Raw genomic sequence first — 25,898 nt, 5'->3', positions numbered from 1 at the left:
TTTGTCTCCTGCCATTGGTTAACTTTTATTCCCATAATTCTAGATATACGGGAAATTCCCCTTTAAAGTTCATGAAAAAGTAAAAAAACCTTCCCCCGCAGAGCATCTGCAGAAGAAGGCCTTTTATTTCATAAATCCCTGCTTGTACAGGATTGCTTTCTATATGAATTCCGGGAGGAACTCCGCGCTCGCTTCCAGCATTTCATCGATCAGAGACCGAATCTGATCCAGCGAGAGCTCGGCGGCAGTATGCGGGTCAAGCATCGCCGCATGGTAAATATGCTCGCGCTTGCGGGTCAGGATCGCTTCAACCGCCAACAATTGCATATTAACATTGGTCCGGTTGAGACCTGCACATTGCGGCGGCAAATCCTCTACTTTGCAAGGGGTGATCCCTTGGCCATCCACGAGGCAAGGCACCTCTACAACCGCATCCTGCGGGAGATTGCCAATCAGCCCCCCGGTATTGAGTACATTCCCAGCAATCTTAAACGGTACATCGGTCTCCATAGCCTCGATAATATAAGACGCATACTCATGGGTCCGTGAATGAGATACATCTGGGTTATTGACGAGAGAATCCATGACCTCCTGCCAATATTCAGCCTTGCTGTCACCCCAAGTCAGATACCAGTCTGTCGTGATGTTGTACTGCTCAAGCAGCTCCGGCTGGCCACTTTTGATAAAGTACGGCATGTATTCCGCACTGTGCATGCTGGATTCCGTCACATAGTAACCGAAGGATTTCATGATCTCATATCGTACCATATCATCATGCGGGGCTGGACGCTCTGCAGCACGGCGGCGAATCTCAGGATACAAATCCTCACCATTTCGCGTAATTTCCAGCAGCCAGGCCTGGTGGTTGATCCCGGCAATCCGGTAGCGGACATTGTCCGTAGGCAAGTCTAGTCCTTCCAGCAGCTCTTTGGCACATACCTGCACACTGTGGCATAATCCTACACTCTTGATCTTTGAACCTCGCAGCACTGCTCCCGTTACGATCGCCATCGGGTTCGTATAGTTCAGGAACCACGCATTCGGACACAGCTCCTCCATATCCCGCGTGAATTCCAGCATGGCGTATGCGGCCCGCAGACCGCGAAGAATGCCCCCCACACCTAGCGTATCCGCAACGGTCTGCTTCAGTCCATATTTATGCGGAATCTCAAAATCACTCTTAATCGTAGGTTCATACTGCCCAACAGAGATGGCATTGATGACATAATCGGCCCCCCGTAGCGCCTCTCTACGATCTGTATAAGCAGTCACTTGGGCGCGTCCGCCCAGATTGCGGCTGAGATTCTTCAGCATTTTCTCGGAATTGAACAGCTTTTCATGGTCAATATCATGCAGGGCAATTTCCACATCTGCTAGAGCCGGAGTAGTCATACAGTCACCCAGTACGTTTTTGCTGAAAATAGTGCTTCCTGCACCAATGAAGGCAATTTTGGTCATGAGGTCTTCCTCCACTTTCTGTTTATAAATTTTGATAAATTCGATTTTATAAAGGCTAATTTAGTTCACTATTTCGTTACCCCTTTACGCTTCCCATCACAATACCCTGGCTGAAATATTTCTGCAGGAAAGGATAGACGAGCATAACAGGCAGCATTGCCACAAATACTTGCGCCGCCCGTGAGGTCCGGTCTGAAATGGCCGCCCATTGGGCCAAATCGGCCACGTTGATCAGGCTCATATCCCGATTAACGATAATCGTCTGCAAATATGTCTGCAGCGGATAATTTGCGGGATTGTTCATGAGGATCAGTCCCTCGAACCAGGAATTCCAATGCGTTACGATGCAAAAAAGGGTTAATGTCGCAATCGCCGGGGCAGATAATGGCACAGCTATTCTCCAAAGCGACTGCCACACCCCACTCCCGTCAATCCGCGCAGCTTCCTCAATCTCCGGCGGGATATTCTTGAAGAAGTTGAGCAGCAGGATGACGTTGAAGATGGGTACAGCCGCTGGCAATATAAGTGCCCAGAACGTATCCAGGATACCTGTCGCCCGAATCGTCATATACCAGGGAATCAATCCACCGCTGAACAGCATCGTAATAATGAAATACCATACGTACCAATTGCGGAAGCGGAAGGTGCTGCGCTCCTTGGACAACGGGTAGGCGACGAGTATGGTCAGCACCATATTGATCGGGACGCCGACCAGTACTCTTTTTACTGAAACTAGAAAGGCTTGCACGAATTCCGGCTTCCCGACCACAAAGCGATAAGAATCCAGATTGAACTCCACCGGCCACAGGCTGACCTTTCCGGCATTTACTGCCGTGCTTGAACTGAACGAGATCGCCAGCACATTAATTAGCGGCAGCAGACATGCCAACCCAAGCAGAATCAGAAAGGTGTAATTCAGAATGAGAAAGACGCGTCGTCCAGGGCTATTATGTCTATTCATAGGTCTCCCCCCTTCTTTAGAAAATCTTGTACCCGGCAAAGCGATAGGCCAATAGATAGGAGGTTCCTATCATGATCAGTGACACTACGGATTTGAACAGTCCCACTGCAGTAGCGACACCATAATTGGCATCCTGCATCCCGATTCTGAACACCAACGTATCAATGATGTCTCCGCTAGGGTACACCTGGGCGCTGTACAGATTGAAGATTTGGTCAAACCCCGCATTCAGCACGTTGCCAAGGCTCAGCACAGTCATCAGAATAATGATCGGGAGCATACCAGGTAGCGTCACATAAAGCGTCTGCTTCCAGCGGCCAGCCCCATCTATCGAGGCGGCTTCGTATAAAGCCGGATTAATCCCCGTTAGTGCCGCAAGGAACACGATCGTTCCATAACCGAATTCCTTCCAGGTATCCGTCAGCACCATGGTGTACGGGAACCATTTTACATCGCCCAAAAAGAACACAGGTTTGATGTGAAAGAAGCTAAGCAGGCTGTTGATTACTCCTGTTGAAGGCGACAAAATATCAATCAGAATCCCGCTCAGAATGATCCAGCTCAGAAAGTGAGGGAAATAGATGATCGTCTGAATGCCGCGCTGAAACCAGCGAACCCTTACCTCGTTCAGCAGCAGCGTTACCACTACTGGCACCAGGATTCCCGCAATAATCTTCATTAGCGCGATAAATACCGTGTTCCATAGCACCTGATAAATGCCTGGAATATTCAGCATGTATTCAAAATTGCTCCAGCCCACCCAAGGCGAATGCAGAATCCCTTTAGCCGGACGATAGCGTTGAAAAGCCATCATAATCCCGGCCATCGGAATATAGCTGTAAATGAACACCAGCAGAAATCCTGGAAGGATCATTAGATGATAGGGTAGCTCACGCCAGTTAGACCCCCGTATTTTTGTGCTTGATACTTGCGGCTTCCCGGTTTTTCCTATCGTGACTTGTTCCATTCATTCACCTCTTTTGTAATGGCGCTGCCGCCAAGAGACTTCCAGTTCTCCACAAAGCGGTCAAATTGATTGAGGTCCCCGCCCATAACAATTTGCGTGAAGGTTTCGAGCTGCTGCTTTTGCAGGGTAGCGTTATGCTCAGTCATCCCGTTCGTAGGTGCGCCGAAGAACAGATCATTTTGCAGCGTGTTATTCTTCGAATAGTTCTCGAGTACAGAGAGTGAGCCCTTCTCACCATACATATTCAGAACACCAAAGTAATTGTTGTCACCGCCCTGCGCCTTGACCGAGCTATCGTAATACCCCTTCTCCTCCGGATTCAGCTTGGAAGGGTCTTTAGTCTTCAAAGCATCCGTGACATGTAAATAAGCATCCAGATTCTTGCGCGGGGCTTCTCCGTATAACAGGGCATAGTTGAACAATGCAGTCCCTTTCTCGGCATCCGTATTGTAGACATCCGGTTCTGCAGTTTCGCCCCATAGTTTCTCCAGTGCCAGATTCAGGAGTTTGACCGCAGCTTCTGGATGCTCCGCACCCTTCTTCACGACGTAGTATGAATTAATCGCAAAAGGCACCTGTGCCTTCGCCGGCTCCCCCGTCGCAGATGGAAGCGATACAGCAATCCAATCCGCCTTCGGATCAGCGATCTTGCTATCCTGAAGCCAACCGGCACCTGTATTCCAGAAGTATCCGTACAGCATGCCCACCTTGCCTGCCACGGCATCCTGGTTCACTTTACTCGGGTCCTTCGTTCCGAACTCCTTATCAAGCAAGCCATCCTTGTACATGCTCTGAAGGGACGCGAGCGCGGTTTTGACCTCCGGCTGAATGCTGCCGAAAGCAAGCTCTCCTTCTTTGTCGACCCAAATATTCGGATAAGCTCCATACCCGTTAAAGAACCCTTCTGCTGCGGCAAAATAAGCCCCGGCATCCTTATCAGCGATATCCTTGTTAAGTCCAAGTCCATACGTATCCTGCTTGCCGTTCTGATCAGGATCGTTAAAGGTGAATGCTTTCGCTACAGCGATAAGCTCATCCATCGTCTTCGGTACATCGAGACCGAGGTTCTTCAACCAGTCGGCCCTGATCCACAGCACATCGGCTTGACCAAGCCCTGAACCCATCATCGGAAGGGCATACAGCTTATCTTGGAACGTCGCTGATTTCAGCGCATTGCCCCCGTCCTCTGAGAGAATCTTTTGCGTAAATTCAGAAGCAGTACTGGAATAATATGAAGTTAATTCTTCTATTTGCTCATCTTCTACCAGGCGCTTTAGCTGGGCCGCATTCACTTTCATAATATCGGGCAGCTGGTCTGACGCGATGGCGATATTCAGCTTTTGATCATATTGGGCTGTCGGCGTCGTCCAGTCATAGTTGATTTTGATCCCCAGTTCCTTCTCGTAGGCACGGCTCCAAACGTTGTTCTGAAGCGACTCCCCTTCACTAAAGGTCATTCCATCCGAGATTGCGCGGACAGCTGTAACGGTAATAGCAGGTTCATATTTACCCAGTGGATCAACATTCTCTGCTTGCGGCTTTGATTCTTCGGGAGCACTTTTATTGCTTGTGACCTCGTTATTGTTGCCCGCACATGCCGTAGCTCCGAACATTAATGCCATCACTGTAACTCCGGTTACTAGCAGTTTTGCTTTCCCCACACGGACATCCCCTTTTTGTGTTTATGATAAGTACACTGTGATTATAGCAAGCGTTTACAAAAATGAGTGACAGGCTACCATTCTCGCCTTGTATGATTTTTTTGTGCAATAAACGATAAAGGCCTCTTTTAAAAATCATCCACCTAAAAAAAGAAAAAAAACCACGTAAGAGACCATGGTTTTGTTAAGGTTAAACAGATAAAGGTTAGGACGGAGTAGCTGTTTGTTTGAACTCACTGGGCAGCAGCCCTGTCGCATCTTTAAACATTCGGCTGAAGTACCGCTGGTCCGTAAACCCACATTGTTCGGCAATCCAGTAAATGGGTTGGTTAGTGTAACGGAGCAGTTGTTTGGCTCGCTCAATGCTAACCCATTGCATATAGGACGTGAATGACATCCGCATAACCTCTTTAAAGGATATACTAAAATAGCTTTGGCTTAAATTCACTTCTTTGGCCAGCCCCGATTGCTTCAGCGGTTCCTCCCGGTCTTCCAGAATCAGACTGACAGCACGGATAATCGATACCAGAACCTCCTCATTGTAGCCGGAAGCACGCAGCCACTTTTGCAAGTGTTGACGCTGAGCCGCTAATCGGGATACGTTGTGGTTACCTGAACCACTCTCCGGCAAGAGCTCGTTCTTTTCAAATCGGGGAAACGTTTGATGGACAAAATCATACCAATTCCCTGCTGCCGTCTGCAGCTCCATCCCATTATTCTTCGCTTGCATGTAATCCATCAGGCGCTCAAACCCCTCATCTTGAAACACCCATGTAAGTTTGTGCATTTCTTGATTTAACATCGCTGCCGTCATCTCGAGCGCTGCTTCAAAAGCCTGTGGATCAGCCTCTGCCTGATTGACAGCAGCAGCGATTCGGCCCAGCAGAGCATTCAGGTCTTGATCCTCCAGCTGTGTTTTGACAATATAATCGATGGCGCCTAGACGAAGAGCTTGCTGAATATAATTAAAATCCTGGTGACAGGTTAAAATAACCGCCTTTATCGGCGACCCGATCTCATTCAAATGTTCGATGAGTTCAAGTCCCGACATCCCCGGCATCGTAATATCCGTTACCAGCAGGCGAATGGAATGGGTTTGCATGAACTCCAAAGCCTTCTCGGCACTGGCTGCTTCCCCGACAATCCGAATGCCGTGCTGCTTCCAGGGAAGCATAACCCGCAAGCCTTTACGGACCAGACCTTCATCATCGACGATGAGAGCTTCAATCATTCTGTACCCTCTCCTCCCTGATCACAGTAGGTAGCTTCATTACAATTGAGGTCCCCGCACCCGGATAACTTTCCACAATCCATTCTGCGGATTCGCCGTAGTACACCTCAAGCATTTTGCGTACATATCGCAGACCGATCCCTAGACCAGACCCTTGATCAATCCGTTCTTCACTTAACATCTCTCCAAGCTTTTCCGCCGGAATGCCGGAGCCGTTATCGCGCACCTCAATCATAAGCGTATCCGAGTCTTCCAACACAGCAAGCACAGAAATCTCACCCTCATCTTGATTAAAAGCATGATATAGAGCGTTTTCAACAAGGGGTTGCAGAATAAATCTCGGCACCTGTATGTCCAAAAGCTCTTCTGGAACTTGAATGTCCACGTTAAATATATGGTCATAGCGTATATTTTGCAATTCAATGTAATCTTTCAAGGCGGCAATTTCGGCCCTTAATTCTACAATAATATTCTGCTTGCCGAGATTATAATGCAGCACTCTTGTAAATATCGTCACTAGCCGCGCTATATTGGTCTGACCCTGCATACGGGCCAGCCATTGAATCGTATTCAAGGTGTTATGCAGAAAATGAGGATTGATCTGCACCAGCAATTTCTCCACCTCGAGCTTGCCTCGCCGCTTCTCTTTTTCCTCTACATCTGTAATCAGCTCATGTATGCGGTTTCGCATCTCTGTAATATTGGAAAGAATATGGTTGAATTCAACCAGTCCGGTATCCGTAAAAGGCTCAGCAACACGCTGCTGTCTGAAATTCAAAATTTCATGATTCACCATGCGCAAAGGACGGTATACCATTCGCCAGACGCCCCAGGCCAGAGACACGCCAAACAAAAGCGACAAGAACGAGAACAGAATAAACTGCGAAATCCATTTGTTGATCTCATGCTTGTAGTTCTTCATAGGTACGAACTGATACAACTTCCAGCCATGTTGCCCCTCCGCTTCAAAAGCTTTATAGCCAGCGGGCAGCGGATGCGCCTCGGTTATAGTTACCGATGAGGATTCCGGCAAGTTGCTAAACAGAAGTTCGCCATGATCATTCATCAGTGTGTAATAGAGGTCATCCCCCGGAGAACGGCCTGAGGTATCGGCAAATTGATCGCTGAAGCCAACCACCTTAATCTCAATATATACATAGAGCGGCGGCCTCGGAGAATTCTCCAGCTTTCGTATCAATGAAAATACGAGATTATTATCCGTTCGGGTAAGCGTGCGGTAAGGGCCGTAATAGGAGAAATTACGCTGCTGAAATAACAATTTCAAGCGCTCCGGCTGGAATCCGGCAAGATCGGGTGAATTCGGAAACATCACCTTCTGACTAGAATCTGGAGAATAGAAGAACATGGCACCTAGATTAGGATTGGAAAAGTTGACATTGGCCATGGACGATGAGATGTTCCTGTACAGCGTAGATCGTTCATAAGGAACTGTACTGTCCAAAAAACGTACAACATCACGGCCAATACCGCCCTCTATATCGAGGAGCTGGGATACCCGTTCCATTTCCTCGATTTTTCGTTCCAGCTCTTCTTTTTGCCATATCACGCTATTCTGCAAATCCTGATCGATCTTCTGCGTCTGTACCGTGTAAATCCAGCGGTAAGAGATAAAACCAATAACAACAATCGGAAATATGGCTGCCAGCACCAGCACGAAGGCCAGCCGCCCCCGCAGTGACCGGAAATTGAAGTAGGTTCTGTTCGATTGAAGCAAGACAACACTCCCTTTTTCTGTCCGCAAGCCAAGCTGATCGCTCAAACGTGTCACAAGTGAAACGCCTTCATATTCCCTCCATTATACCGTCCTATCCCTGCAGAACAACCAGAAAATCTTTGCTTCATTGCTGAAAACGAAGCAAAAATAGAGCGATTTTAAAAATTGTTTGATTTTTAATAATTAAAAGTGTGCTCATTGTGACAAATCACATGTTCTTCTGAGTTTCTTTAACGTATTGTAAAGTTATCTCAGGATCGCTGCACAGGTGACCCTAGCAATACAGGCATTGACATCATACCGTGCGACGCGTTCACACGATTAACTTATAGAGGGTGGAGAAGCATGATACAATCTTATGAACGTGATACTCAATTAACACTGCATTTGTACCGGGTATTCGCCAAATCTTTCAAAAGCATCAACGAGCATGCCGTTACTGGTAGCAAAATCGAAGGCTTCAATCCTACAGCCTTCGCCGTCATGGAGGTTCTATACTATAAAGGGCCGCAGCCCATCCAACAGATCGGCGCCAAGCTTCTGCTGCAAAGCGGCAACGTCACCTACGTCATCGACAAGCTTGAGGAACGCGGCTACTTGCAGCGCAAGCCTTGCCCAAGCGACCGACGGGTGATTTTCGCCGAACTGACGGCTGAGGGCGAACGCTTGATGAACGAGATGTATCCGAAGTATTCGGAGAGACTGCATCTGGCGTTCAGCGGGCTGAGCGACGAAGAGAAGGAGCAGATGATCGTACTGCTCAAGAAGATGGGATTACAGGCTGAGAAGCTGTCTCCACTCCCGCGCAAGTAAGAGAGTGATCCGCATAGCTGCACTCGGCCACGATGAGGTTTTCATCAAAGTGTACTAAATAAAATGTACTTCCGAGAACAGAACAAAAGGCTCTCATCCTTCCAGCGTTTGCGAAGGATGAGAGCCTTTTGCCAAGCTCTAAAGTTAGTTTCTAGGGTAAAGAACGAAGTTAGTTTTTGAAGGTACAGAACGAAGGATGATGAATTAAGGAACGCAGCTTCCACTCCTTAATTCAGGTATATAAACAATAAGGACACTGTATAAAGCGAAAATAATATGTACACAGAAGACCAGGCATGATTATGGTGAAGATAGGGCTTTAGGACGCTAATCTGCCATCCTCTTAATCCCTCTTCTTAACAGTGAGAAAATGGTCATTTTCCTCAACTAAGAGCATTTTTGCACCTTATTTTTTGAAAATATAGATAAAAGGAGGAAATAAGGTCATTATTGTACCTTATTTTCGAAAAACTACGCTGAAAGTGCTATTTCCAAAGAATTAAGATACATTTTTGCCTTTAATTCCTACTTTCCCTTGACTATAGAATAATTAAGATACAAAAATGCCGTTAATTGCACCCCTTACCCTAACTGGCTCTTCCCATGAAAATTAAGGTGCGATTCTGCATTTGATCAACTTCTCCCATTCGTACTGTCTGTCTGTATCGAGCTACCGAGACAAACTCTACGCTTTACGGCTTTACGGCTTTACGCCTTACGCATTACACCTTATGCCTTCTTCAATGCCGTTCCTTCCTCTGAATCAGAAGGCACTCCGCTGCGGAGCCCAAAGCTGAAGAGCAAGGATAAGACGGAAATCACAGCCATCACGATAAACAGTGAGTGAAGACCACCTTCAAGTGCGCCACGGAGAGTAGTCCAGGCTTCTCCTGATAAGGAGCTTCCGCTATGAGGGTTCAGTAATTGGTTAATATCGCCCCCGGCGTTCTCCCCGCCCGGCTGTTTGGACAGCAGGCTGTTAATCTTCAAATTAAGCCACGAACCAAAAATCGCAACACCGACCGTCTGTCCCAGTGAACGGGTAAATGTATTCAAGGCTGTAGAAGCTCCGCGCTGTTCATGCCCTACTGAGGATTGGGCAATGATGGTGAACACGATCGAAGCAAAGCCGAAACCAATCCCGGCTACGGTCATCAGAATCAACAGTAGCGCTTGCGATGAATGCCCCGCAAGGAAAATTAACCCTACTACGCCTGCTGCTATGAAAAAGGTGCCGATGAGACCTGCCCGGCGGGCACCAGCGCGGAGAATCATTCGACCACCCGCGAAAGAACCGAACACCCAGGCTACGGACAAGGGCGCCAGCACTACTCCGGAAATCGTTGCACTTTGGCCCTTCACACCCTGTACCCAAAGCGGGATATACGTAGAGAGCCCGATAATAAGCATACTGACCAGTACATTAGCTACTGTGGATACGGAAATGTTCCGGATACGAAACAACCCCAGCGGAAGCATAGGCTCAGCCACACGTCGTTCTACCATAACGAACACAATTAGCAGGATTACAGATGCCCCTAAGATGGAGAGCAGCAGCGGCGAAGACCAAGGCAGATTCTGACCACCGACTGTAAGCCCAAAGAGCAGCGCACTCATCCCGGCGGCAAACAGCAGCACGCCTGCGACATCAATATGTGCTTTCCGGCGCGTTTTCCCTTCCTTTAGATAACGCGCGATGAATACAATAGATAGCAGGCCAAAGGGCAAATTGAATACAAATACCCAGCGCCAGCTTAAATAATCGACAACATACCCGCCAAGGAGCGGACCAATCAACGAGGAAATCCCCCAGACAGAACTTAGTAGTCCTTGTTTTTTGGCTCGCTCTTCAAGGCTGTAGATATCGCCCATAATCGTAAAGGTCATTGGGATCAGTGCCCCGGCACCAATCCCCTGAATGGCTCTGAACACAATCAGTTGTTCCATACTTTGCGAAATCCCGCACAACAACGAGCCTAGCAAAAAGACCGCGGCACCGCCGATAAAGACAGGTTTGCGGCCAAACAGATCACTGATCTTGCCAAAAATCGGCGTCGTGACCGCCATCGCCAGCAAATATGCAGTGAAAATCCAGCTCAGCCACTGTATTCCCTGAAAATCGCCCACAATGGCTGGTCCTGCCGGTCCAGTTACCGTTCCTTCAATCGCTGCTAAAAAGGTAGCCAGCAGCACCCCGATCAAGATTAGCTTGCGTTCCTTCTCTCCCATTCCACTCAATGCTTCCAAACCTTCTCTCTCTAATAATCTCCTTGCCAGTCCTGACGTAGCAAGGCGTACAAAACGATATCCTGATATCCTGCGGTAGTATGGCGATATTGCCGCAGCAGGCCTTCCCGCTGAAAGCCGAGTGAGGATACTAAGCCTGCCGCCTTGTCGTTCTCCGGATGACACAAGGCCTCAATTCGGTTCAGCCCTAAAGTCTCAAAACCGTAACCCAATACGAGCCCGAGTGCTTCCTTCATGTAGCCTTGTCCCCAGTACGCTGGTGACAGATCGCATCCGATCTCGCCGCGGTAAGCACCGGCCAGCTGCCAGTAATTGAAGCCGCAGCTGCCGATAACTTGTCCGCCGGGCAGCACGATGCACCAGCGCTTGCTCTCTTCCTCCTGCGCCATTTGCAGCAGGAGTGCCACAAGTTCCCGGGTTTCCTCCACAGAGGCTAGCGGTGGAGCCCCCAGCCAGCGAGCCACACTGTGATCACTCCAGATGGCATGTAGTGCAGTCGCGTCATCTATGGACAACGCCCGCAGCCTCACTCTGGTTCCGACTAACTCAGGCGTCTCCTCATTGTGTGACTCCACGCTCTCGCCTCCTCAACTTTACTTATTATACATCAATTTGCAGACTTCTCTTGCAGAAGAGAGGGCATATCCATGAAAATGCTGTATTGCACACAAAAACAGCGTATATAATCAGGCAGCAACTAATGCCCAACTATAGACGCCTATGATTATTATACTTTATCAGATTAATCTGTACTTCCTACCGCCTTAACCGGCCTCAGCACTTCCGTGTAAAGAACCCCCAGCTTGTCCTGTATGGCCTTAAACTCTTCAATACCCGTGCCTGTGATGCTGTAGGCATCATCATGGGCGGTCAGGAAATTCTCTTGAGTCAACCGTTCCAGCTCCTGCTTTACTTCACGCTCAGCCACCCGGTATCCTAATTTCTCCAGCTCAGGCTGCATCCCTGCAATCGTCAGGTCCCTCTCATGTGCAAAATAGAGCATGTGAATTCCTATGAACAAGTTCTGTACATCGGCGCGCATATTCCACTCCTTCCGGCCATGAGCCTTCGATATTTATAAATGCATTACCCTTATGGTAAGCAGCGGAAACATTACCCAGTCACTTTTCAGTCCCAAGACACCGACTTGGTCAAGATTTCATGCCTCATCAGGTTAAGACTTGACGTACCTTTCCGGCTGTACTATGTTGATAGATACAGTTATAGAATTATACTGACCCAAAGGTACAGGAAGGTGATACTTTATGTTTCAGGCTATGCCTTATGATGGAACACGCAGCGAGCAATTCGAGATGGTTCTGACTCAGCTCGTGGCACTCATCAAAGACGAACCGAGTGCGATGGCCAATCTGGCCAATGCCTCAGCACTGCTTAAACACGCTCTGCCGGATACCAACTGGGCCGGTTTCTACTTATTCGATGGCAAAGAGCTGGTACTGGGACCCTTCCAGGGCTTGCCCGCTTGTATCCGTATTCCGCTGGGCCGCGGAGTATGCGGTACGGCTGCAACGGAGCGTCGCACGTTAGTCGTGGACGATGTCCATACCTTCCCAGGGCATATTGCCTGTGACGCTGCCTCCAACAGCGAGATCGTGGTTCCACTGATCAAAGGTGACGAACTACTCGGTGTTCTGGATATCGACAGTCCGCTCAAGGATCGTTTTGATGACGAAGAGCGTCGTTTTCTGGAACGGTTCGCAGCGATCATCGTCGAAGCTATCTAAGGCCTATCGTCTCATTAAGAAACACAACAAGAACGGCTGCACCCTCCCTACCGAGAGGCGCAGCCGTTCTTTTGTTTACTTATCGATTATTGCAACTAGAGCAGCACAGGATGAATGTTCCAAATCTCGGACGCATAACGGCTAATGGTATTGTCACTGGAGAATTTACCGGAATGGCCGATGTTGATGATCGATTTCTTGATCCACTCTTTACGATTGCGGTAAGCCAGGTCAATCTCGACCTGGGTCTCTACATAGCTAGCAAAATCCTTGAGGACGAAAAACTCATCATTGTTATCCAGCAACGAATGATAGATGGTCTCAAATTCCTGAGTGTGATTGCAGAATGGCCCTGGTGTAATCAACTGGTCCAGCACCTCTTTGACCCTGCCGTCACCGCTGTAGACATCACGGGCGTTATAACCGCCATGCTGGTAATAATCAAGCACCTGCTCCGCCCGCAAGCCGAACAGGAACATATTGTTGTCGCCCACCATTTCATGCATCTCCACGTTGGCCCCGTCCATCGTCCCGATCGTTAACGCACCATTCATCATGAATTTCATGTTGCCGGTACCGGACGCTTCCTTGCTTGCCGTAGAAATCTGTTCACTGACATCCGCAGCGGGAATGATCTTCTCCGCCAGGGAAACCGAGTAATTTTCCAGGAAGAAAATCTTCACCTTGCCTTTGATATCAGGATCATTGTTGACGACATCTGCCACGGTATTAATCAGCTTGATAATCCGCTTCGCCAGATGATAGCTTGGCGCAGCCTTGGCTCCGAAGATGAAAGTACGCGGTACCATATCCATCGATGGATTGTCTTTGATCTGATTGTAAAGATGGATGATATGCAGGATATTCAGCAGTTGACGTTTATAGGCATGCAGCCGCTTCACCTGGACATCGAAGATGGAATCTGGATCTACCCAGACACCATGCTTGCTGTGGATATAATCAGCGAGACGGAGCTTGTTGCGGCGTTTGATGCCAGCGATTTGCTCCTGGAAGGAGACATCCTCGCCGTATTTGATCAGCCCGATCATCTCTTGCGGATGATGCATCCAGCGCGTACCGATGGAGTCATTGATCAGACTGGCCAGCTCAGGGTTGGCATGCAGCAGCCAGCGCCGGTGGGTAATCCCGTTTGTTTTATTGTTAAAACGATGCGGATACATCTCGTTGAACAACCGCATTTCACGCTTTTTCAGAATTTCCGTGTGCAGCGCCGCCACCCCATTCACACTGTGGCTGGCGACAATCGCCAAATGAGCCATCCGCACCTGATCATCGTGAATAATTGCCATCTGCGCGATACGGTCCTGATCGCCAGGATAGCGGCTCATCAGCTCACCGCAGAAGCGGGCATTGATCTCCTCGATAATGAGGAAGATGCGCGGCAGCAATTCTTTTACCATCTGCAGCGGCCATCTCTCCAATGCCTCGCTCAGAATAGTGTGGTTCGTGTAAGAGACCATTCGGGTCGTCATATCCCACGCCTGATCCCAGCCAAGCCCCTTCTCATCCATCAGAATTCGCATTAGCTCCGGGATCACCAGCGTGGGATGTGTATCGTTGATATGAAGGGCCACCTTGTTCGGCAGCTCCTCATAGGGCAGATCCAGCTTCCCGAAGGTTCGCAGAATACTTTGCAGCCCTGCGCTACACATGAAGTATTGCTGCTTCAGCCGCAGCAGCTTGCCTTCATACTGCGTATCATCCGGGTATAAGAATTCCGAGATGGATTCAACAGATCGTTTGTATTCCAGATATTTGTGATAGTCCGTTCCGCCTAACACGCCGAGTGTCCGGGACGGCTGCGTAATCGACTCTGCGCTCCAGTTACGCAGTGTGTTCACATGCCTGTGATCAGCCCCGATAACGGGAATATCGTAAGGCACCGCCCGCACAGCTTCGTAATCTTTATGCGTAAAGATCAATTCTCCATCCCTGGCATCCGTCTCTACCTGTCCCCAGAAACGCACCTCCACGGCCTTGTCTTCACGGCGCACTTCCCACACGTTATCCTTCTGCAGCCAGTAATCGGGCAGTTCTACCTGATACCCGTCAACAATCTTCTGCTCGAATAGGCCATATTTGTATCGTATCCCGCACCCATGCCCCGCATATTGCAGGGAAGCCAGCGAGTCCAGGAAGCAAGCCGCCAGACGCCCGAGACCACCATTGCCGAGGCCCGCATCCGCTTCCTCCTCTTCAACATCCTGAAGGGTAAAGCCGAGATCAGCCAGTCCCTCACGCACAATGTTCAGTACACCCATATTCAGCAGGTTATTGCCAAGAAGTCTGCCGATCAGAAATTCCATCGAAAAATAGTAGACCTGCTTATCCTTATCGGCCTTGTACTTCTGGTTCGTATCTGCCCAATTGCTGCCTGCGCGTTCGCGGATCATGCTGCCCAAAATATTGTAGACATCGGCAGTTGAAGCTTCTGCGAGCGGTTTGCCCAAATTTCCGATGAGTCTCTCGCGGAACACTTGTTTGAAGGTTTCTTTATCGTTAAACAACAGTAGGTTCCTCCTAACAATGCTTTTTTAGTAGAACAACCGACAGACAACAACCGGATCTCCCGGCTTCCTTCTGCTAAATCTTGCTGCTCTTGGCAATAACGAACGGACGTTTATGATCTCCGACAAGAATACGTTCCCTGCTGAGATGGACGTCCTTATCCATAATGACATTTTCGATGACGGCATCCTCTTCGATCACACATTTCTGCATAATGACCGAGTTGATAATCCTTGCCCCTTTTCGGACCTGAACGCCCCGGAAAATAATGCTGTTCTCCACCGTGCCGCCAATAATGCAGCCGTTAGCTACCAGAGAATTGCTAACATTTGCGCTCTCCAAATAACGGGTTGGTGCTTCATATTTGATCTTCGTCTGGACCGGATTCTCCCGGAACAGGCTGAAGTAATTGTCCTGCTGGAGCAATTCCAGACTGTTCTTGTAATAGCTCTCCAAAGAATTGATAACAGCATGATAACCGTGGTATTCATAGGCGGCAATCTTGAGCTTGTGGCGCTGCTTCTGGATAACATCCCGGAAGAAATAACTCTCCCCATGGGCGATGCAGTATTCAACCTTCTCCAGGAACAACTCTTTTTCCATAATAAAAATTTCAAGATAGAGGTTGGGGTGGTCTTTCTCGTGGTGAATTTCTATGACATTCTGATCTTCATCGCATTCGATGCGTCTGCACAAATCATGCTCCGGCTGGAGATGCTCGATCTTCTTATAGACAAGCGTAACATCGGCGCCTTTGTCGAGATGATAGCGATAAAGATCCTCAAGGTCGATCGTATTGACGTGCTGGCTGCCCGAGAACACGATGTATTTAGCGGAGGCGCGCTTGAAGAAATCCAGATTGTTGTGGTAGTGTTGGAGGTCACCTAGGGAGGTGTCAGTCGGATCGTTCCAGTCCGGAGGCAAAATAAACAGTCCGCCATGCTTGCGGTTCATATCCCATGACTTTCCGTCGCCCAGATGGTCCATCAGCGATCGGTATTTGCGGCGGACGAACAGCCCGACACTTTCCAGCTCCGCACGCATCATATTGGAAAGCACAAAGTCAATCAGGCGGTAGCGGCTGGCAAAAGGCACGGCTGCGCCGCAGCGGAAATAGGTTAGCTCATTCAGTTTGTCGAGCTCATGATCCAGATTGATTACACCCATCAATTGCTTCATCGGGTTCCACCGTCCTCTACATGGTTATATGGTTTTGGCTGCAACGGAAATACGTTTTTTGCTTCTATCGTCGACCAGCAGAATTTCTTCCTCATTCTCCCGCTGGGTGCCAATCTCCATATAATCCTCAATCACCGTGTTCTCGCTGATGATTGCCTTGTGTATCCGTACGTTCTTACCGATCTTGACCTTCGGCATGATCACCGAATCTGTGATTAAACTGCCCTCACCAATCTCCACGCCGTAAAAGAGCACCGAGTGCTTAACCTCACCATATACAATGCAGCCCTCGTTAATAATGCTGCCGGAGACATTGGCTCCAGGGGCCACATATTGAGCCGGTTGGTTCGGATTGCGGGTAAAGATGCGCCAGCCAGGATCATTGAGATTGAGCGGCGGATCATCACTGAGCAGGTCCATGTTCGCTTCCCAGAGGCTGGTCACAGTGCCCACATCCCGCCAGTAGCCTTCAAATGGATAGGCATAGAGCGACTGGCCGTCCTCCAGCATCAGGGGAATGATGTCCTTGCCGAAATCATGGGAGGAATCAGCGTTTTCCCCATCCTCCAGCAGATGCTGCCGAAGCACTTCCCATTTGAAAATATATACACCCATTGAAGCAAGTGTGCTTTTGGGCTCCGCAGGCTTCTCCTCAAACTCGTAAATTTTGAGATCATCCTCCGTGTTAAGTATGCCAAAACGGCTTGCTTCCTCCAGTGGAACGTCAATCACCGAGATCGTGCAATCGGCTCCCCGCTCCTTGTGGTATTGAAGCATCGCGTTGTAGTCCATTTTATAAATGTGGTCACCCGAGAGAATCAGCACATGCTCAGGGTCAAATTGATCCACAAATTTGAGATTGCGGTAAATCGCATCCGCCGTCCCCCTATACCAACTGCTTCCGTTCTCCCGCTCATGCGGCGGCAACACAAACACCCCGCCGTTCTTGCGGTTCAAATCCCAGTCACTGCCTATGCCAATATAAGAGTGCAGTACAAGCGGTTCATATTGCGTGAGCACCCCCACCGTGTCAATCCCTGAATTGGAGCAGTTGCTCAAAGGAAAATCAATAATGCGATAGGTTCCTCCAAAATAAACAGCGGGCTTGGCAAGTGATTTGGTCAATCCCTTCAACCTTTTCCCTTGGCCTCCTGCCAATAGCATGGCTACCATTTCTTTTTTCTTCATGGAAGAGCCTCCCTTGACTTATGGGTATCAAAGCTTCTGCAGTAAACAAGGTTGAGTGATTAAGAAGTGGAATGGATAGAATGACGATGAAATCAAAATTCCAGAAAGAAGTGAAACAGAAAGAAATGAGCTAGATAGGAACTTAGACAAGGTTACAAACGGGGAAACGGAGTCGTTCAAATGGCCTACCTTGACTGGAGAGGGCTCTCCATACCGGGTAAGTTATTCTTATTGTAAATTGTTCGATAGCCTGCCGTCAAAACCCTTTCTCACAGGAATTAAAAATAAGAAACTATAACCCTATTGGCTATTAAGCACATGAATTTCTTATCCTATTGATTAAACATTATGCAGCACATTGAGGAATTCAGTCTTCCTTAGGGCATAGCAGCATGTGCCGCATCTTCAGCAAACGTTCAAAAAGTTGTGGCATAATAGAGTATCAGAATGTTGGAGGGATCGGAATGAAAGCTACCCCAGGCGTCAGGCTGCTGCTTGTTGATGATGAACCGCATATTCTGCAGTTTCTGGAACTTGGTTTGATCAATGAAGGTTTTGAAGTACGAACGGCTCCTGATGGGTTGACCGCTATTGCTGAAGCCGCTGATTTCAAGCCGCATGTAGCTATCCTGGATGTCATGATGCCGGGAATGGACGGTTTCGAGGTGTGCCACTATCTGCGTTCAGAAGAGAATGATATCGCGGTAATTATGCTGACCGCCAAAGACGAAGTCGATGACCGGGTCAAAGGGCTGTCTATTGGTGCGGACGACTATATGATCAAACCGTTCAGCTTCGAGGAGCTGCTGGCAAGAATACAGGCCCGGCTGCGCAACCAGTTCCCTGGCCTGCTGGGCGAAGTACGTCTTGGTCCTTTCCGTATTGACGGAAGGGGCAAGGAAATTCGTTTTCGCGGCGAGGTGCTGGAGCTGTCACCCACCGAATATGAACTGCTGCAATATCTTGTAATGAACCATGGTCTCGTTCTCAGCAAACCCATGATTTTGGACAAAGTATGGGGGTATGATTTTGGCGGAGAGGAGAATATCGTAGAGGTGTATATCCGTTCCCTGCGTGAAAAGCTGGGCGATAAAGAACATCGGATTATCCGTACTCTGCGCGGTGCCGGCTACCGGGTGGATCTGGAATGACCGGGCCATCGCGTAAGAGGGGCAATATTGGAGTGGCAGCAAGTGGACAAAGCAGACTTCGCACGATATGGGATCGTTTTGCGCCCCGTTCTCTCCGCAAACAGTTGCTCTCCATTTCGCTGCTGATCCTGTCCTTGCTGCTGCTGCTGATTGGTGTGCTGCAATATATCCTGATGCGTAACTTCACCTATACGAACAGGGCGGAAGCTATGGAAACCCAGCTGCGGTCCGTTCCGCGTGAGTTTTTCTTTAATTTCCTGAATTATTCGTTGCGAGATGAGGCCGGTACAAACAAGCCTAATGAGAATTTTGGCGGCGGGAGCGGCGGCCGCTTCGATACCAACGTTCCGGGCGGGGGCATGATATCCGGACCCGGCAATCCCCGTTACGGTACAGGGCGGCCGCTGTTGCTGGACGCCCATGCGACTCTTGCCATCTACAGTTCGGATGGCACTTTCAAGGATTTTCAGCAGGACACACTGTCTACGGCGGCCGCTCCCAGATTAACCAACGAAGAGTATCAGGAATTGATGAGGCGGACACCCGATCAGGCCACGGGCAAATATAAGCTGATCAACGCCGAAGACGGCAGCGAGCATCTGGCTGTCTTCATGAATTTGGGCAGGCCAGGAAATACAAGGCTGCTGCTGCAAATGACAGTGGAAACGGGCCCACTGAAGGATGTCATCCTCCAGCAACTGCTCATCTTTGCTGCCTTGTCCCTGGCAGCTTTGCTGGCCGGCTTGTTCTTGTATCTGCCCGCGCTGCGAAAGACGCTTGTCCCCCTGTCCAATATGGGGGACGCCGCACAGCGCATCGATGCCGGTAACCTGGATGTGCGGTTCCCGGTATCTCAGGGGCAGATGGAGATCGACAAGCTGTCCCGGTCGTTCAACGCGATGCTTGAGCGTCTGGAGATCTCCTTCCGCAACGAGCGGGAAGCCAAAGAGCAGATGCGGCGCTTCGCCGCTGATGCGTCTCATGAGCTACGGACTCCCTTGACCTCCATCCACGGCTTTCTGGAGGTTCTGCTGCGCGGCGCTGCCGACAACAGTGAGCAGCTGTACAGCGCGCTTAACAGCATGCACGGGGAATCGAAGCGGATCAACAAGCTGGTGGAGGACCTGCTGCTGCTGGCCCGTATGGATGGCGCACCGCAGCTGCGCCTGGCAGATCTTGAGCTCGGCGGCATCCTGGAGGAGATGAAGCCCGGTCTGCCCGTGCTGGCCGGGAACCGCCGGGTCAGCTTCGATATCTCCTACGGCATCCATGGCCTCTATGATGCCGATAAAATCAAACAGGTGATCCTGAACCTGTTCCACAATGCAGTGCAGCATACGGATGACCAGGAGGGCGTCATCCGCATCTCGCTGCATGCCGAGGGGCCGCGGGCCGAGCTGACCGTGAGCGACAATGGCTCCGGCATTACTGCCGAGCATCTGCCCCGCGTCTTCGACCGCTTCTACCGCAGCGACTCCTCCCGGACCCGCAAATACGGAGGGTCCGGGCTGGGCCTATCGATCTCGAAGTCCATCGTCGAAGCCCATGGCGGGGACATCAACGTCACCAGTATTCCGGGTGTAGAAACAGTCTTCAAGGTGTCTCTTCCTTGTGTGCAAGGAATGTCTTAATAGTAGGCATGCACGTTATAATAGCAAGCACCGGACAGGCGCCGGAACTTGCTATTTTTGTTGTCTACTCCGAATTAAAGAACGCTGAGAACCCGCTTCATATTTTGCACAGGTAGGCTTCATAAATATCTTTCTGAAAAAGCATTTACTACTCGTTATGCAACCTTACTCGTAAGCATAGCCCCTATCCATCCAACATTGGTTATCTCTGAGAATCTGAAATTCAAGGTATTAGACCCGAAAGATGATCGGATGAATTTGAATCATACACCGATCCTGTCTTAATAGATTAAGAGAATAAGGAATGTATCCGCGTTCCGTTAGAAGGGATTTTGACTCTATTTTACGTGGAAGGCAAATGGCTTGTGCAGGGAAATAAGTTTGGCAAAGCTGCTTTTCAAAAACAACTATAAATAAACTGTGTTTATAGTTGGGGATCGGTTGGGGGGTTGGGGATCGGTTGCGGACTGGTTGGGGATCGGCTGTAGTCGAGATTTAGTCAAATTCAACACCTATAACGGGATTTTCTCCTGTTAATTCGCCGTCACACCAGAAAGCATATTCAATAACTGGAATTTCTCCAGTTATTATTGGCCTTGAGCGGTCATATCAGCGAATTACAGATAATTAACAGGAGAAATTCCTGTTAAAAAATAAAAAACAGGATTTCTCTCCGAATTAACTGGAGAAAATCCTGTTACTGAAGCGGGAATGCCCACCGATGGAGATGGTATACTTGTCACGTTTATCAGGAAAGTCCTGTTACCGAAATGGGGATGCCCGCAGCCCAAACATTCGCTGCAAGAGCATCCCCTATTTTAGTAAAACGAATAACGAAGCAACAAAGATCTTCTAGTCCATCACCTGGAAGACGCTTCCTTCCTTCCTTCCTTCCTTCCTTTCTTTCTGCCTTTCTTTATCCGTTTCCTACTCCCTTACTTTCTCCCCTACTTCCCTTCTTTCTCCCTTTCTTACTTTATTCCGTTCTCCTTACTTCCTTCCGGAACGTTATTTGTTCAACTGAATCTTGCGTTTCTCCTGAACAGCCTGTGATGGGCCTCCGTATACTTCCTCCACGATATACAGTGGACGCCCTTTGGTCTCATCGTAAATGCGGCCCACGTACTCGCCGAGAATACCGAGCATGACCAGTACGAACCCGTTGAACGTCAAGCTGATGCCGATCATTGATGCCCAACCTTTAACCACTGAATCTGTGAAAATAGCCAGGTACAGCACATACATCAAGTAGAAGAAACCAGCAGCTGACAGTACCCCGCCCAGATACCCTGCCAGCTTCAGCGGCTTGTACGAGAAAGAAGTGATTCCGTCCAGGGACAGCTTGATCATGCGCTTCAACGGGTATTTGGTCTCACCAGCAAGGCGTTCGTCGCGCTCGTATTCAATAGCTTTCTGCCGGAAGCCGACCCAACTGACGAGTCCGCGTACAAAACGATTTTTCTCGGGCAGACGTTTTAGCTGATCACAAACCTTACGGTCAATAAGGCGAAAATCACCCGTATCTACCGGGATCGATATATCAGTAGAATAGCGAAGTACCCGGTAAAAGAGGCTTGCCGTCCATTTTTTGAACAACGATTCCCCATGTCGCTTCACCCGTTTGGCGTACACCACATCGTAGCCCACTTTCCACTCTTCTATCATCTCCAAAATTAGCTCCGGCGGGTCCTGAAGATCCGCGTCAATAATCACAATCGCATCGCCCTGGGCATAATCCATGCCTGCCGTAATCGCCACCTGATGCCCAAAGTTGCGGGACAGGTCGATCAAGCGGACGCTCTCATCCCAGTGGCTGTACTCCTCAATCATTTCTGCGCAATGGTCAGTGCTGCCATCATTCACGAAAAGAAGCTCGTACGACTCGCCCGTTGTGCCCATTACTTTTTTGATTCGCCGGTACGTCTCCTGAATGACTGCTTCCTCGTTAAACATCGGTATGATAATGGAATAGCGTATAGTTACACTCATGGACGCTACCTCCTTTACTGGGAAATGGTCAAGCACGCCCGGTACCTCACAGACCACAGCGTGCTTGCCTTGTTATGGTTAAAAGCCATTCTGTTACTTCAAGGTGACCTCGTATAGGGTTCCGGTGTTGGCGGCTGTACCTGCTCCCTGCCAGTCCGCCGCGGGTACCTCGGTTCCATTCTCGGTAATCCAGGTTGTAAGTTCGCTATTTCCGCCACGACCGCCGCCTATCCCGCCGCCGGAAATGAGGAAATATTTCACCTTCCCACTCTCTACCAATGCCTTCAGAGAGTCGGGCGTGTAGACCTGGTCAGAGGCATTAAATCCGTTAAGAATTACTACGGAAGCATTTTTATCAATGATATAAGGTCCGGCTGTCCCATAATCCATTGTCGCGAACAAGTATTGTTCGCCGGAATTATGCTCCTCCAGATAAGTCAGCAAAGCTTCGTTGACTCCTTCACTACCGCGCTCACCGAAGCCGCCCTTACCACCTCCAAAGTTGCCCGGAACACCACCGAAGTTGTCTGCACCGCCGCCGAAATTACCCGCGCCACCACCAAAATTGCCTGCACCGCCACCAAAATTACCCGCGCCGCCACCGAAGTTACCTGCGCTACCACCGAAGTTACCCGGAACACCACCAAAGTTGCCCGCAGCGTCACCTATTGCATTTGGATCGTTGCCACCGGGAATGAAACCAGCGTTCATGCGCATACCGCCCGGGCCGGAGTTGCTATCAGGTCCCGCTGCCGGGGTCATGCTGTTGGAACCATAGGCAATCGGCGTTACTGCCCAGTAGAGGGGACCGATCAACAGCACCAGCAGCCCGGCAACCGCCGTTGTATGCACGAATGATTGCTCTCTGCCTTTGAAAATAACGAGCAACAGGGTCGCTAGGATGCCCGCAGCCAAAATCCCGATGGACCAGCCGCTACCGATGGTGCTGTCATAAGGGTGTAGAATATACCACTGCAAGGCCATCGTGGCCAATATGGCTACCGGAAGCAGCCAGGAGCGCCAGCCGGAGTGCTCACGGTACTGACTCCATAATTGTTTCCAGCCTGCGCCGGCCAATGCAGCAATCGGCGGAGCCATCATGATCAGGTAATACTGGTGGAAGAACCCGGCGATGCTGAAGAAGCCCATTACTGGCACCAGCCATGCCAACCAGAAAATTGCCTCTTTATGCTGCTGCGTGAAGTTTCTTCTACGCAGACTAGCGAACAGCCCAATACAAGCAACCGCTACAAGCGGCAGCAGCCAGCTAGCCTGGCCAGACAGGTCGGACTGGAATAGCCGCAGCGGTCCGGGCGTACCTGTGTGGAACATCCCACCACCGCCGCCGAATCCGCCTTGACCTCGCTGGCCCCGATCCCGTTGTTGCCCTTCGGGGTCCATGCTGCCTATTCCACGGGCGCCATTCGCCCCACGTCCGCCCATGCCGCCCATCCCGGACCTGCCGCCGTCCGTCCCGAACGCGTTGCCATTGCCTCCGTCAGGCACTTCACCGTTCCATGCAGGCATCCCGTTACCGTTCATGTTAGGCACGCCACCGCCACCAAACGCAGCACCGGTGCTGCGATCCCCCGTTAGCCGGGAGACGCCGTTATACCCAAACGCCAGATTGAGCACGGAATTGGTACCACTGCTTCCGATAAAGGGACGCTTATCCGCCGGGATAGCATCGACGATTACCGCCCAGGACAATGAAACCACAAGCATGACTGCTGTGCTTGCTGCCAGCACACTTGTCTTTCGCTTCCAGCCCACCTTGGCTGCCAGCAGATAGAACAGGATGAATGCCGGAAGCACCATGTAAGCCTGCAGCATCTTTTCATTGAATCCGACCCCAATCAACGCGAAAGCGGCAAGAAGACTGCCCATACGATTACTCTTAGTCCCTTTAAAAAGAAACCAGACTGCCAGCAGCAGCGTGAATACCAGCATCGCATCAATATTGTTCGTGCGGCTAACCGCCGCAGCTACCGGCGTCGAAGCCATCACCAGTGCGGCAATACGTGCTGCGTTAATACCATAGGTTGGCTTGACCAGCAGATACACTAACAGAACTGAGCCAACACCCGCCAGCGCCTGCGGCAAAATCACACTCCAGCCATGCAGCCCGAAGATCAGGGCAAAGAGGCTCTGAATCCAGAATGTTACCGGCGGCTTATCCACCGTTACCGAACCTGCCGAATCCAGGGAAGCAAAAAAGAAATTATGAAAGCTCTGCAGCATGCTCCCTACGGCTGTTGTGTAATAGGTATTAACATAATGATCATTCCAAATGCCATAGCCATACAGAAATGCTGCCAGGAGCAGAATAAAAGGCAAAACTAGATCCGGTCCCTGCTTTTTGATCGTTGACATACGTCCCCCACACTCCCATCGCTCTTGAACTTCATCTTGCGGTATATCGCTACTTCGTTTCGATGTTCCTTGTTCCGCAGATGTAGTATCGCATCCGTACCTTAATGGACAATGAGTGCTGGCTGAATGTTTGCTGAATAACATTTTCAGGGACGTTGCAACGTTGGCAATATCTGAACAACTACATTGACTGCACACTGCAATGACTGCACACTGCAATGACTGCAATAGTTGCAATAGTTGCAATAGCAGAACGCAAAAAAGCCCCACTGCCCTTTTTCGGGCGAGCGGAGCTTCTTTGCTAATATTTTTATTCCTCTGTATCTATAAGCCGAACAAAAGCGAAGATGAGAGAACGACGAAGTCTGGAGCTGTGGGCGCAAAGCGCTTCCCTGAAAGCTTTCCACAGGAAAGCTAGCACCGGAACATAGACTATCGACAATTTTCAACCACTAGAAGCGTAGAGGCGGGATATTCCCCCTGACCTGTCGTCTAAACCGTGAAAAAGAGGGGCTTTTTCCCAACTAACAGCATTTTTGCACCTTATTTTTCTTCAATATAGGTGAATTAAGGAAATAAGGTCATTATTGTATCTTAATTTTCGAAAAAGCACGCTGGACGGGGGATTCTGGCAAATTTAAGGTACAATTGGACCTCTGTCAAGAAAGTGGACAGTCACGCAACGGATTTTTTATTAAATTGCTGTGCAAAGCGAGCGGGAGAAAGATACCCTAGCGCGCCATGTATTCGTTTGCGGTTGTAGTAAAATTCAATGTACTGAAAAATGGCATTGTAAGCCTCTTCCTTGTTTTTGAAACGGGGGTTACAGTAAATGAGCTCTTTCTTTAAAATACTGTGCCAAGACTCGATGCAGGCGTTATCGTAACAGTTTCCTTTGCGACTCATACTGGATTCCATCTCGTAGCTTTTCAGTTGTTCGACATAATCCTTAGAAGTATATTGAGAACCTCGGTCGGAGTGGTGCAAGAGCTCTTTGCCTGGTCGCTTCGCTGCGTAAGCAGCCCGAAGGGCGTCCAAAA

The 25,898-nt window shown here is 49.6% G+C and carries 19 protein-coding genes; 4 read left to right on the top strand and 15 right to left on the bottom strand.

All coding sequences use genetic code 11. The annotated features are described in order from the left end of the window. Window positions 1-159: 159 nt before the first annotated feature. From AC3Y23_RS27100 to AC3Y23_RS27075, 6 genes are all read right to left on the bottom strand, one after another. Window positions 160-1,458 (bottom strand): alpha-glucosidase/alpha-galactosidase, encoded by a 1,299-nt coding sequence (locus AC3Y23_RS27100; RefSeq protein ID WP_379205032.1) that lies wholly within the window; start codon window positions 1,456-1,458, stop codon window positions 160-162. Window positions 1,459-1,534: 76 nt separating this feature from the next. After that, on the bottom strand, window positions 1,535-2,419 hold the full coding sequence (locus AC3Y23_RS27095) for a carbohydrate ABC transporter permease (RefSeq protein ID WP_379205029.1): 885 nt from the start codon (window positions 2,417-2,419) through the stop codon (window positions 1,535-1,537). 16 nt (window positions 2,420-2,435) lie between these two features. Further along, window positions 2,436-3,386, bottom strand: coding sequence for an ABC transporter permease (locus AC3Y23_RS27090; protein WP_379205027.1), 951 nt, complete (start codon window positions 3,384-3,386; stop codon window positions 2,436-2,438). After that, window positions 3,368-5,047 (bottom strand): extracellular solute-binding protein, encoded by a 1,680-nt coding sequence (locus tag AC3Y23_RS27085; protein WP_379205025.1) that lies wholly within the window; start codon window positions 5,045-5,047, stop codon window positions 3,368-3,370. Before AC3Y23_RS27085 ends, AC3Y23_RS27090 begins: the two co-directional genes overlap by 19 nt. A gap of 205 nt (window positions 5,048-5,252) precedes the next feature. Further along, on the bottom strand, window positions 5,253-6,278 hold the full coding sequence (locus AC3Y23_RS27080; protein ID WP_379205023.1) for a response regulator transcription factor: 1,026 nt from the start codon (window positions 6,276-6,278) through the stop codon (window positions 5,253-5,255). Further along, a complete protein-coding gene (locus AC3Y23_RS27075; RefSeq protein WP_379205021.1) occupies window positions 6,271-8,067 on the bottom strand; it encodes a sensor histidine kinase in 1,797 nt (598 codons plus the stop codon). The genes AC3Y23_RS27080 and AC3Y23_RS27075 overlap by 8 nt, the downstream gene beginning before the upstream one ends. Window positions 8,068-8,358: 291 nt before the next feature. On the opposite strand from AC3Y23_RS27075, the gene AC3Y23_RS27070 reads away from it, so the two are divergent. After that, window positions 8,359-8,826 carry a MarR family winged helix-turn-helix transcriptional regulator gene (locus AC3Y23_RS27070; RefSeq protein ID WP_066374506.1) on the top strand — a complete coding sequence of 156 codons (468 nt, stop codon included), beginning with the start codon at window positions 8,359-8,361 and terminating at the stop codon, window positions 8,824-8,826. A gap of 729 nt (window positions 8,827-9,555) precedes the next feature. Here the strand turns inward: AC3Y23_RS27070 and AC3Y23_RS27065 are convergent. The 3 genes from AC3Y23_RS27065 to AC3Y23_RS27055 form a co-directional block, all read right to left on the bottom strand. Beyond that, a complete protein-coding gene (locus AC3Y23_RS27065) occupies window positions 9,556-11,055 on the bottom strand; it encodes an MDR family MFS transporter (protein ID WP_379205127.1) in 1,500 nt (499 codons plus the stop codon). Window positions 11,056-11,084: 29 nt separating this feature from the next. Next, window positions 11,085-11,648, bottom strand: coding sequence for a GNAT family N-acetyltransferase (locus tag AC3Y23_RS27060; RefSeq protein ID WP_379205018.1), 564 nt, complete (start codon window positions 11,646-11,648; stop codon window positions 11,085-11,087). 167 nt (window positions 11,649-11,815) lie between these two features. Beyond that, on the bottom strand, window positions 11,816-12,115 hold the full coding sequence (locus tag AC3Y23_RS27055; protein WP_379205015.1) for a hypothetical protein: 300 nt from the start codon (window positions 12,113-12,115) through the stop codon (window positions 11,816-11,818). A 223-nt stretch (window positions 12,116-12,338) separates the two neighbouring features. On the opposite strand from AC3Y23_RS27055, the gene AC3Y23_RS27050 reads away from it, so the two are divergent. Then, complete coding sequence (locus AC3Y23_RS27050) at window positions 12,339-12,818, top strand: GAF domain-containing protein (RefSeq protein ID WP_379205013.1); 480 nt, start codon at window positions 12,339-12,341, stop codon at window positions 12,816-12,818. Between the two features lie 95 nt (window positions 12,819-12,913). Here AC3Y23_RS27050 and AC3Y23_RS27045 read toward each other — a convergent pair whose 3' ends face one another. From AC3Y23_RS27045 to AC3Y23_RS27035, 3 genes are all read right to left on the bottom strand, one after another. Further along, window positions 12,914-15,346: a glycogen/starch/alpha-glucan phosphorylase gene (locus AC3Y23_RS27045; protein WP_379205011.1), complete on the bottom strand. Its 2,433-nt coding sequence runs from the start codon at window positions 15,344-15,346 to the stop codon at window positions 12,914-12,916. A 76-nt stretch (window positions 15,347-15,422) separates the two neighbouring features. Next, entirely contained in the window at window positions 15,423-16,526 is a 1,104-nt protein-coding gene (gene glgD, locus AC3Y23_RS27040) for a glucose-1-phosphate adenylyltransferase subunit GlgD (protein ID WP_379205009.1), read from the bottom strand. Between the two features lie 24 nt (window positions 16,527-16,550). Beyond that, window positions 16,551-17,714, bottom strand: a complete 1,164-nt coding sequence (locus AC3Y23_RS27035) for a glucose-1-phosphate adenylyltransferase (protein WP_379205007.1) — start codon at window positions 17,712-17,714, stop codon at window positions 16,551-16,553. A gap of 464 nt (window positions 17,715-18,178) precedes the next feature. Between AC3Y23_RS27035 and AC3Y23_RS27030 the strand changes: the two genes are divergently transcribed. Together AC3Y23_RS27030 and AC3Y23_RS27025 are read left to right on the top strand one after the other, a co-directional pair. After that, a complete protein-coding gene (locus AC3Y23_RS27030; RefSeq protein ID WP_379205005.1) occupies window positions 18,179-18,865 on the top strand; it encodes a response regulator transcription factor in 687 nt (228 codons plus the stop codon). Then, window positions 18,862-20,496: a sensor histidine kinase gene (locus tag AC3Y23_RS27025; RefSeq protein ID WP_379205003.1), complete on the top strand. Its 1,635-nt coding sequence runs from the start codon at window positions 18,862-18,864 to the stop codon at window positions 20,494-20,496. Before AC3Y23_RS27030 ends, AC3Y23_RS27025 begins: the two co-directional genes overlap by 4 nt. Window positions 20,497-21,504: 1,008 nt before the next feature. Here the strand turns inward: AC3Y23_RS27025 and AC3Y23_RS27020 are convergent. From AC3Y23_RS27020 to AC3Y23_RS27010, 3 genes are all read right to left on the bottom strand, one after another. Continuing rightward, on the bottom strand, window positions 21,505-22,485 hold the full coding sequence (locus AC3Y23_RS27020; RefSeq protein ID WP_379205001.1) for a glycosyltransferase family 2 protein: 981 nt from the start codon (window positions 22,483-22,485) through the stop codon (window positions 21,505-21,507). Between the two features lie 93 nt (window positions 22,486-22,578). Next, entirely contained in the window at window positions 22,579-24,858 is a 2,280-nt protein-coding gene (locus tag AC3Y23_RS27015) for an ArnT family glycosyltransferase (RefSeq protein ID WP_379204999.1), read from the bottom strand. Window positions 24,859-25,533: 675 nt separating this feature from the next. After that, on the bottom strand, window positions 25,534-25,898 hold a 365-nt coding region (locus AC3Y23_RS27010; RefSeq protein ID WP_379204997.1), incomplete at its 5' end, for an IS3 family transposase.

It is taken from the genome of Paenibacillus sp. MAHUQ-45, from assembly GCF_058133325.1.
The sequence above is the reverse complement of the archived record's forward strand: the minus strand, read 5'-3'. Positions and strand labels throughout refer to the sequence as shown.